Below are 13,517 nucleotides of genomic sequence, written 5' to 3'. Positions count from 1 at the left end.
GGTGCTGGAGGTGGCTCCGGGTTGTCGCTATAGAGAGTCGCTTGTTACGGCTCTTCAGGATTCGAACAGTGCAGTGTTTTCGTCGAGCCAGCCTTGCAGCAGCAGGGCGGCGGCGATGGCGTCGACCGGGTTGTCGCGGTAACTGCCTTTTTGCCCGCCACGATCACGTCGTTCGCCCTTGGCTTCAAACGTGGTCAGGCGTTCATCGTGGGTATAGAAGGGCAGGTTGTAGCGGCCGTTGAGGCGGCGGGCGAACTTCTCGGCGCGCAGGCACATGTCGCTCGGCGTGCCGTCCATGTTCAGTGGCAGGCCGACGACGACTGCATCGGGCTTCCACTCTTTAATGAGGGCTTCGACCTGGTTCCAGTCGGGAACACCGTTTTGCGCCTTCAAGGTGCACAGTTCGCGGGCCTGGCCGGTAATCACCTGGCCGACCGCCACGCCGATCTGTTTGGTGCCGTAGTCGAACCCCAGGATCAGGCGCAGGGCCATCAGGCGTGCCCCGCCTGGCTGGTGAGCAGGCTAAGGTTGACGCCGAGGTGTTTGGCCGCCGCTTCGAGGCGCAGTTCGCTGCTGGTGTTGAACAGGATGTCGGCGTCGAACGGGCAGGTGAGCCAGGCGTTCTGCGCCAGTTCGGCTTCAAGCTGCCCGGCTTCCCAGCCGGCATAACCCAGGGTGATGACACTCTTGGCCGGGCCGACACCATCGGCGATGGCGAACAGCACGTCCTGGGACGTGGAGAGGGACAGGTCGCCTTCCAGATCAACGGTCGCCTGAAACTTCTTGCCCGACGGGTGCAGGACAAAACCGCGATCGGTCTGCACCGGGCCGCCGATGAAAATCGGCACATGCTGGCAGAGCATCGGCGGTTCGACATCGGGGCGCAATTGCTCGAGGATATCGGCCAGGTTCAGGTCTTGCGGACGGTTGACCACCAACCCCATGGCACCATTGGCCGTGTGCTCGACGATGTAGGTCAAGGTGTGCGCAAAGTTCGGGTCGGCCATGTGAGGCATGGCGATCAGGAAGTGATGCTTGAGGTAGCTGGGGCTGACGTTCTTCATGAGCGCTAGTGTGGCGTTGGAGGGACGAACTGACAAGCTGGGGATGCGTAGGAAATGGTGATTGAAGCCGCCGCAGAACCCTGTGGCGAGGGAGCTTGCTCCCGTTCGGCTGCGCAGCAGTCGTGATCTGATTGTTGCGGTGTGTCAGGAAATACAAGGCCTGCAGGTTTTGGGGCTGCTTCGCTGCCCAGCGGGAGCAAGCTCCCTCGCCACAGGGTCAACACTGGGCAGAAAATCCCCAATCAGTTACTGGACAACCGGTCCCCGCGCGCAAACTTCCACGTCCTGATGATTTCCAGCCGATCGATGTCCGACAAATCCCCGGTAAACGGCGAAAACGGCGCCGCCAGCCTAACGATCCGTTGCGCCGCCTGATCCAGCAGCGGTTGCCCGGACGATTCCAGCACCAGCACTTCGTACAGCGAACCGTCGCGGTTGATCGAAACCATCAACCGCAAATTGCCGTAGATCTGCTTGCGCCGCGCTTCGTCGGGGTAATTGAGGTTGCCGATGCGTTCGACCTTCTTGCGCCATTCGTCCTTGTACCAGGCGCCCTTGTCTTTCATGGTCGACGCGGCGCTCAGGCGGTGGATGCGCGGGCGCTTGGCGTACAGCTGTTGTTCATTGGCCAGTTCCGCTTCCAGGCTGGCGATGTCGCTGGACAGCTGTTCACTGTCGAACGTCGGCGCTGCGACAGCGGGCTTGGTCACGGGCTTGGGTTCTTCGGTCTTGGCCGCGGCTTTTTTCGGTTTCGGTGCGACGGTGGTCACGGCAGCCTTGGGCGGCGCTTGCACTTCAGGCTTGGCGGCCGGCGGTGGCGTGACTTTCTGCACCTTGTTGTCCTGGAACGGCGCGACCTCGGTGGTCTTGGGGATCGCCTTTTTATCCAGGGTGCCGCTGCCTTCCTGATTTTCCTGGGCGAGGAAATCAGCCTTCGTCGGCTTCTTTTCGCTCTTGAAGGTGGCGAGGGTGATTTCCAGGGTTTTGCTGATTTGCTTGGGTTCGACCATCGTGAAGCCGACGCCCAACAGCAAGGCCAGGTGAATCAGCGCCGCGAGAAACAGGGTAAATCCGAGGCGATCGGCCGGGCGCACACCACGGTGGGCGAGTTCTGCAGGCAGATCGGACGGAAGTGTCATGACAAGAAAACCAACATCGCGTTTTTCACAGGCCGCGCATGATAACGCAATGTTGGTTCGATCTTGGCTGTTCTATATCAACGGGCCTTGAGCTTCTGATCGATGGCATCCATCAGCATCCCGCCGATGTCGGTGCCGAACGCATTATCAATCTCGCGAATGCAGGTCGGGCTGGTGACGTTGATCTCCGTCAGGTGCTCGCCAATCACGTCCAGGCCCACGAACAGCAGGCCTTTCTCGCGCAGGGTCGGACCGACTTGCGCGGCGATCCAGCGGTCTTTCTCGGTCAGCGGACGGGCTTCGCCACGACCACCGGCCGCGAGGTTGCCACGGGTTTCGCCGGCCGCCGGAATCCGTGCCAGGCAATAATCCACCGGCTCGCCGTCGATCATCAGGATTCGCTTGTCGCCGTCGACGATCGCCGGCAGGTAACCCTGGATCATGATCTGCTGCTTGCCGTGCAAGGTCAGGGTTTCGAGAATCACCGACAGGTTCGGGTGGCCGGCGGTGTGACGGAAGATCGAAGAGCCGCCCATGCCGTCCAGCGGCTTGAGGATCACGTCGCCGTGATGATCGGCGAATTCGCGCAGCACGTCCGGGCGACGGCTGACGATGGTCGGCGGCGTGCACTGCGGGAACAGCGTGGCGAACAGTTTTTCATTGCAGTCACGCAGGCTCTGCGGCTTGTTGACCACCAGCACGCCGGCGCGCTCGGCCTGCTCCAGCAGGTAAGTGGAGTAGACGAACTCCATGTCGAACGGCGGATCCTTGCGCATCAGGATCACGTCCAGATCGCTCAGCAACGCGTCGGTCTCGGCTTCCAGTTCGAACCATTTTTCCGGGTTGGCGAAGACTTTCAGCGGCCGCATCCGCGCCCGCGCTTCACCTTCGGCCTGATACAAATCGCCCTGTTCCATATAGAACAGTTCCCAGCCGCGCTTCTGTGCGGCCAGCAGCATGGCCAGCGAGCTATCCTTTTTATAGGAGATGCTGGCGATAGGGTCCATGACAATCCCGACGCGAACGCTCATGGGTTTTTCCTCGAAATGGGGTGGTCCGAAAGGACACGAAAAAGTGGCGTCAGAGTGGCGCCGAGTGTGTTCCCGGTCAAGGAAAAACCACCGCGCCAGTCCCCCGATAGATTGCATTTGGAGACTGTGCTAAAAAGGCTGCCATATCGTTCTGGCCCTTAAACATCAAGGGTTTCGAGCCTCCGGTTATCGGAAACGGACAAATTGATTCGCAAAGGCGACGGTAGAGCATTTTATGGACCAGCATTCCAGCGCCTTGAAGGTCATGGTGATCGACGATTCGAAGACGATTCGCCGCACCGCCGAAACGCTGCTGAAGAACGTGGGGTGTGAGGTCATCACGGCCGTCGACGGTTTCGATGCCCTGGCCAAGATTGCCGACAATCATCCCGGCATCATTTTCGTCGACATCATGATGCCGCGCCTGGATGGCTATCAGACCTGCGCTTTAATCAAGAACAACAGTGCGTTCAAGTCCACGCCAGTGATCATGCTGTCGTCCAAGGACGGGTTGTTCGACAAGGCCAAGGGACGCATCGTCGGTTCCGACCAGTTTTTGACCAAGCCTTTCAGCAAGGAAGAACTGCTGAACGCGATCCAGGCCCATGTACCGGGCTTCTCCGCCGTTTTGCCGCAGTAGGACACGCACAGTGACGCTCGGCCAGCGGGCCCGGCGTCGACAAGAAGAATGGGGACAACCATGGCACGAATTCTGATCGTCGATGATTCGCCGACTGAAATGTACAAACTGACCGGCATGCTGGAAAAGCACGGTCATGAAGTATTGAAAGCCGAAAACGGCGCCGACGGCGTAGCACTTGCCCGTCAGGAAAAACCCGACGCGGTGCTGATGGACATCGTCATGCCCGGCCTCAACGGTTTCCAGGCGACCCGCCAACTGACCAAAGACCCGGAAACCGGGCACATCCCGGTGATCATCATCACCACCAAGGACCAGGAAACCGACAAGGTCTGGGGCACGCGCCAGGGCGCCAAGGACTACCTGACCAAGCCGGTCGACGAAGAAACCCTGATCAAGACCCTGAACAACGTACTGGCCGGTTGATCGTCCGGCCATGACCGAGTCGCTGACGGCTTTCGAATTGCTGCTGCAGATTGACCAGCGCTGTCGTCTGCTGGCGGCGGATCTGCCCTCCCAGCCGACCCGGCAGGACAACTGGAGCGGCATCGGTTTTCGCTTGGGCGAGCACTGGTACGTCGCCCCCATGGGCGAGGTCAGCGAAGTCCTGCACGAACCACGGTTCACGCAACTGCCGGGGGTCAAGCCCTGGGTCAAGGGCGTGGCCAACCTGCGCGGGCGCTTGCTGCCGATGATGGATTTGTGCGCCTTCTTTTCGGATAAAGAGCTCGGCCACGAGTTGTCGGCGGCGCGCAAACAGCGGCGGGTACTGGTGGTGGAGCATCACGACGTGTTTGCCGGGTTGATGGTCGATGAGGTTTTCGGCCTTCAGCACTTTGCCCAGGACAGCCTGGAGCCGGTAGAGGCGTTGAATGGCCCGATTGCACCGTTCATCAAGGGCCGGTTTCGGCGTGAGCAGAATTGGCAGGTGTTCAGCCCGTTTGCGCTGGCGCGATCGCAAAGCTTCATGCATGTAGCGCTGTAATCCCGGACCCTGTGGGCGCCGGGCTATGTGGTGAGCCACAAAAGCTCGCTCCCACAGGGGATTTATGGTGGGTTCTAACGGTGCGATAACAGGCGAGGACCGATGATAAAAGCAAAAACAGGCAAGCCAGAAGGGTCGCGCAGCCGATCGCAGATCATCGCGCTGTTCATCGCGTTGATTGTTTTCATCATGCTGCTGTTCGCCAACTTCGCTTACCTCAACACTCAAGCCACGTACGATAAACAGTACATCGGCCACGCCGGCGAGCTGCGCGTGCTGTCCCAGCGTATTGCCAAGAACGCCACGGAAGCCGCAGCCGGCAAGGCTGCCGCGTTCAAGTTGCTCAGCGATGCGCGCAACGATTTCGCCCAGCGCTGGGGTTATCTGAAGAAAGGCGACCCGTCTACCGGCCTGCCGCCAGCGCCGTCCACCGTGCGCCCGGAAATGCGCGCCGTGCAACTGGACTGGGAGCGTCTGCTGAAAAACACCGACGCCATCCTGTCCAGCGAACAGACGGTGCTGTCGCTGCATCAAGTCGCCGCCACCCTCGCTGAAACCGTGCCGCAATTGCAGGTCGAGTACGAAAAAGTCGTCGAAATCCTTCTGCAACGGGGTGCGCCGGCCGCTCAGGTCGCGATGGCCCAGCGTCAGTCACTGTTGGCCGAGCGGATTCTCGGCGCAGTCAACACCGTGCTGTCTGGCGATGAAAGTTCGCAACAGGCCGCCGACGCTTTCGGTCGCGACGCCGCGCGTTTCGGCCAGGTGCTCACGGGCATGCTTCAGGGCAATCCGGCATTGAAGGTCAGCCAGGTCGAAGACCGAGATGCCCGTGCCCGACTGGTCGAGATTTCCGAGTTGTTCGAATTCGTCTCCGGTTCGGTGGATGAAATCCTCGAAACATCGCCAGAACTGTTCAAGGTTCGCGAATCGGCCACCAACATTTTTTCCTTGTCGCAAACCCTGCTAGACGAAGCTTCACACCTGGCCAGCGGTTTCGAAAACCTCGCCGGCGGGCGTAATACCGACGAAATCGGTGGCTACGTGCTGGGCCTGCTGGCGCTGATGTCGATCATCCTCATCGGTCTGGTAATGGTTCGCGAAACCAACCGTCAGCTACGGGAAACCGCCGAGAAGAACGAACGCAACCAGAACGCAATCATGCGGCTGCTGGACGAGATCGAAGACCTGGCCGACGGTGACCTGACCGTGACGGCATCGGTGACCGAGGACTTCACCGGGACCATCGCCGATTCGATCAACTATTCCGTGGATCAGCTACGCGATCTGGTGGCAACCATCAACCTCACCGCCGGCCAGGTCGCCGCCGCCGTGCAGGAAACCCAAGCCACCGCCATGCACCTGGCACAGGCCTCGGAACATCAGGCGCAACAGATCAGCGAAGCCTCCACCGCGATCAACGACATGGCGCAGTCCATCGACCAGGTCTCGGCCAACGCCGCCGAATCTTCGGCAGTTGCCGAGCGCTCCGTGGAAATTGCCAACAAGGGCAATGAAGTGGTGCACAACACCATCCACGGCATGGACAACATCCGCGAGCAGATTCAGGACACCGCCAAACGCATCAAACGCCTGGGCGAGTCTTCGCAGGAAATCGGCGACATTGTCAGCCTGATTGATGACATTGCCGACCAGACCAACATCCTCGCGCTCAACGCGGCCATCCAGGCCTCCATGGCCGGTGACGCCGGGCGCGGTTTTGCGGTGGTTGCCGACGAAGTGCAACGGCTGGCCGAACGCTCGTCCGCCGCGACCCGGCAGATCGAAACCCTGGTGCGGGCGATTCAGGCCGACACCAACGAAGCGGTCATTTCCATGGAACAGACCACTACCGAGGTCGTGCGTGGCGCGCGTCTGGCGCAGGATGCCGGTGTGGCCCTGGAAGAAATCGAAGGCGTATCGAAAACCCTCGCGGCGCTGATCCAGAGCATCTCCAACGCCGCCCAGCAACAAACGTCTTCGGCCGGACAGATTTCCCTGACGATGAACGTGATCCAGCAGATCACCACGCAAACGTCGTCCGGCTCCACGGCCACGGCCGAAAGCATCGGCAACCTGGCGAAAATGGCCAGCCAGCTGCGGCGCTCGGTGTCGGGTTTCACCTTGCCGGCCGCCAAGGCGCAAACTGTGGATAAAGTGTGAAGTGCCCACGGGCGTTCGAACGATGAACGGAGCAGTTATGGGTGATCGGCACGACTATGTGGCCCTGGAGTGGGTCAAAGGCGAGATTGCCGAAACGCTGAAAGTGGCTCACCAGGCGATTGAAACGTTGCTTGATGACCCTCAGGCGACGCACGCCCTCAGTGAATGTCTGGCGTGTATCCATCAGGTTCACGGCAGTTTGCAGATGGTCGAGTTTTACGGCGCGGCACTGCTCGCCGAAGAAATGGAGCAACTGGCCGCTGCCTTGCAGCAGAACCGCGTCAGCCATCGCGACGAGGCCATTCACCTGTTGCTGCAAGCAATCGGTCAGTTGCCGATCTATCTCGACCGCGTACAAGGCGCGCGCCGCGACCTGCCGCTGGTGGTGCTGCCGCTGATCAACGATCTGCGCAGCGCCCGCGGCGAAAGCCTGTTGTCGGAAACCAGCCTGTTCACTCCGCAGTTGCCGGAACTGCCACCGCTGAATGAACAATCACTGGCGCGGCTGGAACCGGCGGACCTGCCAAACGTGTTGCGCAAATTGCGCCAGATGTTGCAGATGGCCCTGGTCGGGTTGCTGCGCGAGCAGGATGACGACACCCACCTCGGTTACCTGGCCAAGGTGTTTTCACGCCTCGAGGGGTTGTGTGGCAACGCGCCCCTCAGCCCGTTGTGGCAAGTCGCTTCGGCGCTGGTCGAAGGCATGCGCGGCGGTTCGATCGCCAACAGCCCGGCCCTGCGCAGCCTGTTCAAGGACGCCGACAAAGAGCTCAAGCGCCTGCTCGAGCAGGGCATGTCCGCGATCAATCAGCCGGCACCGCCGGAGTTGCTCAAGAGTTTGCTGTTCTACATTGCCAAGGCCGAACACCCCACCGGGCAGATGCTGACCATGAAAGATCGCTACGGATTGGACGACGCGTTGCCTGACAGCGCGATGGTCGACGAAGAGCGGGCGCGGCTGGCGGGTCCTGACCGCGATGCCATGCGCTCGGTACTGGCGGCGCTGTGCGAAGAACTGGTTCGGGTCAAGGAGCGCCTGGACCTGTTCGTGCGCAGCGACCGTCAGCACACCTCGGACCTCGAAAGCCTGCTCGCACCGCTGCGACAGATTGCGGACACCCTGGCGGTGCTCGGTTTCGGCCAGCCGCGCAAGGTCATCATCGATCAACTGGCGGTGGTGCTGAGCCTTGCTCAAGGCCAACGCGAACCCAACGACGCGATCCTCATGGATGTCGCCGGGGCCTTGCTCTACGTCGAGGCGACGCTGGCCGGCATGGTCGGCACCGTGGAGCCGGAAAGTAGCCAGGAAGACAGCCGTCTGCCGACCACCGACCTGACGCAGATCCACCAGATCGTAATCAAGGAAGCGCGCATCTGCCTGCAGCAGGCCAAGGACATGATTGTCGATTACATCGACGCCGATTGGGACCGCCAGCATTTGCAACCGTTGCCGGACTTGCTGACCCAGGTGCGCGGTGCGCTGGCGATGATTCCGCTGAGCCGGGCCGCGAGCCTGATCGACGCCTGCAATCATTTCATCCGTGAGCATTTGCTGCTGGAACAGGGCCAGCCTGACTGGCAGGAACTGGACAGCCTGGCCGACGTCATCACCAGCCTCGAGTATTACCTTGAGCGCCTCAGCGACGATCCCGAAGCGGCCGGCGAACAGTTGCTCGACGTCGCGGAAAAAAGCCTCGCGTCACTGGGTGTCTTCCCCAGCGAGCAGCATGTACCGGTGCTTGAAGACGTGCTCAGCCCGAGCGAAGCGCAGGTCATGCAGGACCTGCAGGAACTGGATGATCCGGAAGTCGTCCAGACCCTGGCCGATGTGCTGGCCAACCCGGTCTCTGCGGTGAACCCGCCCGCGCAGAACACCCCTGGCAGCCTGCTACCGCCGCCGGTGGGCGAAGCGCCGGTGGACGACGAGTTGCGCGAAGTCTTCCTTGAAGAAACCGATGAAGTCCTGGACATCCTTCGCGAATACCTGCCGCGCTGGTTGGCCTATCCCGACAACACAGCAGCCTTGAGCGAGTTGCGCCGAGCCTTCCACACGCTCAAGGGCAGTGGCCGGATGGTTCGCGCCTTGGTCCTGGGTGAATTGGCGTGGGCTGTGGAAAACCTGCTCAACCGTGTGCTGGAGCACAGCGTTGAGCCGGGCCAGGCCGTGCAACAACTGCTCGGTGATGTGTTGAACCTGCTGCCGGAACTGGTGGCCGAATTTGCCGACAATGCCCAGCGTCAGCGCAACGATGTCGACCAATTGGCCGCCCGCGCACATGCCCTCGCCAAGGGTGACGAGCCTTTGTCCGATGAAGACGTGCAGGACGTCGCGGCCCTCGATCCGCTGTTGCTGGAGATCTTCCGCAACGAGGCCGAAACCCATCTGGCCACCCTCAACCGCTTCCTCGAACAGGCCGCCGAACACGTGCCGTTGCAGGCCAGCGACGAATTGCAGCGAGCGCTGCACACCCTCAAGGGCAGCGCCTCGATGGCCGGCGTCCTGCCGATCGCCGAGCTGGCGACACCGCTGGATCACCTGGCCCGCGAGTACAAGGCGCACCTCATCGCCCTGGACCTCGACGAAGTCGAACTGCTGCTGGAAGCCGAAGGCGTGTTTCGCCTCGGGCTGCGTCAGCTCAAGGTCGATCCGCTGGCCGAGATTCCCGGTGCCCGTTCATTGATCGAGAGAACCCAGACGCTGCTGGCCGAGCGTCTGGAAGCGCTGTTGAGCACGCCGAGCACGGCGCTTCGAACCAAGCGCGATCCGCAGTTGATCAACAACTTCCTGGCCCAGGGCATGGACATCCTGCTGGATGCCGAAAGCCTGTTGCAGCGCTGGCAGCAACACCCCGGCGAACGTCAGGAACTCAGTGCACTGCTGGATGAATTGACCACCCTTGGCGAAGGGGCACACCTGGCGGATCTGCATCCGGTGGATGAGTTATGCGAAGCCTTGCTGGATCTCTACGGTGCCGTGGAAGAAAGCAGCCTGGCGGTCAGCGACCGGTTTTTCCACGAGGCGCAAAGTGCTCACGAAGCGCTGATCAACATGCTCGACGAACTGGCAGCCGGCCAGGAAGTCAGCCCGCAACCGGAGCGCATCCGCGCCTTGCGCGGTTTGCTCGACGAGAGCCTCGACCCGTCGGCCATGGGCCTGATTCGCAGTGACGGCAGCCGCACCCTGAGCATTCGCGAACTGGGCAGCGTTACCGCCGAACTTGAAAACACAGTACCCCCTGTGGGAGCGAGCCTGCTCGCGATGGACGTCAACGATGACGCATTATTGCAGGATAAACGCGGCGCCTATGAATCCATCGCGAGCAGGCTCGCTCCCACAAAGGATCATGAGCTAGACGATGAGATTGTTTCGATCTTCCTCGAAGAGGCGGTGGACATCCTCGAAAGCGCCGGCCAGGCCCTGCAGCGCTGGCTGAACGACCCGGAAAACGCCGCGCCGCTGTTGTCCTTGCAGCGGGATATGCACACGCTCAAGGGGGGGGCGCGGATGGCCGAGGTCGAACCGGTCGGTGACCTCGCCCATGAGTTGGAAAACCTTTACGAAGGCCTTGTCGATCGCCGTTACAGCCACAGCGAGGCGTTGGCGCACCTGCTGCAACAAAGCCATGAGCGGCTGGCTCAGTTGCTTGAGCAATTACAGCACCAGAAACCGCTGGGTGATCCGGGCGAGCTGATCGACGCCATCCGCGAGTTCCGCCAAGGCAACGCCAACGCGCCTGAAACCGTCGAGGCTGCGCGAGCCGAGGATTCGCCAGGGCATGATCCTGAACTGTTGGAAATCTTTCTCGAGGAAGGTTTCGACATCATCGAAAACTCCGGCGCGGCGTTGGTGCGCTGGCAGGCAGAACCTTCCAATCGCCAGGAAATGGAAACCCTGCTGCGCGACCTGCACACCCTCAAGGGCGGTGCACGGATGGTGGAAATCGGCCCGATCGGCGACCTCGCCCATGAACTGGAATTTCTCTACGAAGGTTTGTCCGCCGGTACGCTGAAACCGACGGCAGCGCTGTTCGGGTTGTTGCAAAGCAGCCATGACCGACTGGCGCAGATGCTCGACGCCACCCGCGCCGGTCAACCGTTGCCGCCCGCTGATCGACTGATCGATGCGATCCGCAATTTCAGCCATCCGGAGGTGCCGGAAGCACCGGTTGCCGCAACGGTTGCACCCAAGGTCGAGCCACTTGCGCCACAAGTCGATGCCGGTGCCGACATGGTCAAGGTCTCGGCAGAATTGCTCGACGACCTGGTCAACCTGGCCGGGGAAACCTCGATCTTCCGTGGCCGCATCGAACAACAGGTCAACGATGCGCGCGTGGCGTTGAACGAGATGGAAACCACCATCGAGCGCATGCGTGATCAACTGCGCCGGCTCGATACCGAAACCCAGGGGCGGATTCTCAGCCGTCAGCAAGTCGACGCCGAGCGTTCGGACTACGAAGAATTCGACCCGCTGGAGATGGATCGTCACTCGCAGTTGCAGCAACTGTCGCGGGCGCTGTTCGAGTCCGCTTCTGACTTGCTCGACCTCAAGGAAACCCTCGACCGGCGCAACCAGGACGCGGAGAACCTGCTGCAACAGCAGGGCCGCATCAACACCGAATTGCAGGAAGGCCTGATGCGTACGCGCATGGTGCCGTTCGAGCGGATGTTGCCGCGTTTGAAACGCATCGTTCGCCAGGTTTCCAGCGAACTGGGCAAGGACGTGGAATTCATCGTCGGCAACGCCGAAGGCGAGATGGATCGCAACGTCCTCGAACGCATGGCCGCGCCGCTGGAACACATGCTGCGCAACGCCGTCGACCATGGCCTGGAATCCGCGGAGGTGCGCATCGCGGCCGGTAAACCGGCGCAAGGGCGGATCACCCTCGACCTGTCGCGCGAAGGCGGCGACATCATTTTCGACATCCGCGACGACGGCGCCGGTGTGCCATTGGACGCGGTACGGCGCAAGGCAATCAAGCGCGGTTTGCTGGCCCCGGACAGCGATATCAGCGACCGCGACGTGCTGCAATTCATCCTGCAACCGGGGTTCTCCACGGCGGAAAAAATCACCCAGATTTCCGGGCGTGGTGTGGGCATGGACGTGGTCCACGAAGAGGTGCGACAGCTGGGCGGCAGCATGAGCATCGACTCTGTGCCGGGGCAGGGCGTGCATTTCCGCATTCGGCTGCCGTTCACCGTGTCGGTCAACCGGGCGCTGATGGTGCAGTGCGGTGAGGACCAATATGCGATCCCGCTGAACACCATCGACGGTATCGTGCGGGTGCTGCCCAACGAACTCGAAGGGCATTACCGGCTCGATCCGCCGACCTACAAATACGCCGGGCAGCACTATGAACTGTGCTACCTCGGCGAACTGCTGAAAACCAGTACCCGCCCGAAACTGCTGGGCCAGAGCCTGCCGTTGCCGGTGTTGCTGGTGCAATGCAACGAACGGCACATCGCGGTGCAGGTCGATGCCATGGCCGGTACCCGGGAAATCGTGGTGAAAAGCCTCGGCCCGCAGTTTGCGGCGGTGCAGGGATTGTCCGGGGCGACGATCCTCGGCGATGGCCGGGTGGTGCTGATTCTCGATCTGCTGGCGCCGATCCGCGCGATGCAGGCGCGGGTGCCGCAACAACCGCTGAGGCAGGACGCAGAATCCGAGCCGCACAAGCCGTTGCTGGTGTTGGTGGTCGACGACTCAGTCACCGTGCGCAAGGTCACCAGCCGTTTGCTCGAACGCCACGGCATGAACGTACTGACGGCCAAGGATGGCGTCGATGCCATGTTGCTGCTCGAAGAACACATGCCGGACCTGATGCTGCTGGACATTGAAATGCCGCGCATGGACGGTTTCGAAGTGGCGACCCAAGTGCGTGCGGACGAACGTTTGCAGCACTTGCCGATCATCATGATCACCTCGCGCACCGGCCAGAAACACCGCGACCGCGCCATGGCCATCGGCGTCAACGACTACCTCGGCAAGCCGTACCAGGAATCGGTGCTGCTCGAAAGCATCGCGCTGTGGAGCAAAACCCATGCTTGAACACCGCACCAGCAACCTCACCGGGCTGCTGCTGCCCCTGGCTGACCGCAATCTGATTTTGCCCAACGTGGCGATTGCAGAGCTGATCGACTATCAAGCGGGAGCGTTCGATCTCGATTCGCCGCCGTGGTATCTGGGGCGGGTAACGTGGCGGGACCGGCAGATTCCGTTGCTGAGTTTCGAGTCGGCCTGCGGGCAGAAAATCGTCATCGGCGAACGGGCGCGAATTGTGATTCTCAATGCGCTGGGGGGGCGGCCGGAGCTGAAATTCATGGCGTTGCTGGTGCAGGGGATTCCGCGGTCTTACAAGCTCGATAGCCAATTGAGCTATGTGGATGTGCCGCTGTGTGCGCTGGAGCAGGCGGCAGTGCAAGTGGGTGATCAAGTGGCCAAGGTGCCGGACTTGCTGGCGCTGGAGGAGTTGCTTGTGAGTGCCGGGCTCGCCTGACCAG

Annotated in this window: 10 protein-coding genes; 6 read left to right on the top strand and 4 right to left on the bottom strand. The window is 61.4% G+C overall.

All coding sequences use genetic code 11. The annotated features are described in order from the left end of the window. Positions 1–54: 54 nt before the first annotated feature. From ruvX to gshB, 4 genes are all read right to left on the bottom strand, one after another. Positions 55–492, bottom strand: coding sequence for a Holliday junction resolvase RuvX (gene ruvX, locus B723_RS02925; protein WP_003195067.1), 438 nt, complete (start codon positions 490–492; stop codon positions 55–57). Next, positions 492–1,064, bottom strand: a complete 573-nt coding sequence (locus tag B723_RS02920) for a YqgE/AlgH family protein (protein ID WP_017341268.1) — start codon at positions 1,062–1,064, stop codon at positions 492–494. The genes ruvX and B723_RS02920 overlap by 1 nt, the downstream gene beginning before the upstream one ends. A gap of 242 nt (positions 1,065–1,306) precedes the next feature. After that, entirely contained in the window at positions 1,307–2,203 is an 897-nt protein-coding gene (locus tag B723_RS02915) for an energy transducer TonB (RefSeq protein ID WP_017341267.1), read from the bottom strand. Positions 2,204–2,280: 77 nt separating this feature from the next. Beyond that, positions 2,281–3,234 carry a glutathione synthase gene (gene gshB / locus B723_RS02910; protein ID WP_017341266.1) on the bottom strand — a complete coding sequence of 318 codons (954 nt, stop codon included), beginning with the start codon at positions 3,232–3,234 and terminating at the stop codon, positions 2,281–2,283. A 235-nt stretch (positions 3,235–3,469) separates the two neighbouring features. Here gshB and pilG point away from each other — a divergent pair, with 235 nt between their 5' ends. From pilG to B723_RS02880, 6 genes are all read left to right on the top strand, one after another. After that, a complete protein-coding gene (gene pilG / locus B723_RS02905; RefSeq protein ID WP_017341265.1) occupies positions 3,470–3,874 on the top strand; it encodes a twitching motility response regulator PilG in 405 nt (134 codons plus the stop codon). A gap of 60 nt (positions 3,875–3,934) precedes the next feature. Beyond that, a complete protein-coding gene (pilH, locus tag B723_RS02900) occupies positions 3,935–4,300 on the top strand; it encodes a twitching motility response regulator PilH (RefSeq protein WP_008068134.1) in 366 nt (121 codons plus the stop codon). A 10-nt stretch (positions 4,301–4,310) separates the two neighbouring features. Next, a complete protein-coding gene (locus B723_RS02895) occupies positions 4,311–4,859 on the top strand; it encodes a chemotaxis protein CheW (protein ID WP_017341264.1) in 549 nt (182 codons plus the stop codon). A 102-nt stretch (positions 4,860–4,961) separates the two neighbouring features. Then, on the top strand, positions 4,962–7,019 hold the full coding sequence (locus tag B723_RS02890) for a methyl-accepting chemotaxis protein (RefSeq protein ID WP_017341263.1): 2,058 nt from the start codon (positions 4,962–4,964) through the stop codon (positions 7,017–7,019). Between the two features lie 37 nt (positions 7,020–7,056). Next, on the top strand, positions 7,057–13,065 hold the full coding sequence (locus B723_RS02885; protein ID WP_017341262.1) for an Hpt domain-containing protein: 6,009 nt from the start codon (positions 7,057–7,059) through the stop codon (positions 13,063–13,065). Next, positions 13,058–13,513, top strand: a complete 456-nt coding sequence (locus B723_RS02880) for a chemotaxis protein CheW (protein WP_017341261.1) — start codon at positions 13,058–13,060, stop codon at positions 13,511–13,513. Before B723_RS02885 ends, B723_RS02880 begins: the two co-directional genes overlap by 8 nt. Positions 13,514–13,517: the final 4 nt, after the last annotated feature.

It is taken from the genome of Pseudomonas fluorescens NCIMB 11764 (assembly GCF_000293885.2).
In the GTDB taxonomy this organism is placed as follows: Bacteria; Pseudomonadota; Gammaproteobacteria; order Pseudomonadales; family Pseudomonadaceae; genus Aquipseudomonas; species Aquipseudomonas fluorescens_B.
The sequence above is the reverse complement of the archived record's forward strand: the minus strand, read 5'-3'. Positions and strand labels throughout refer to the sequence as shown.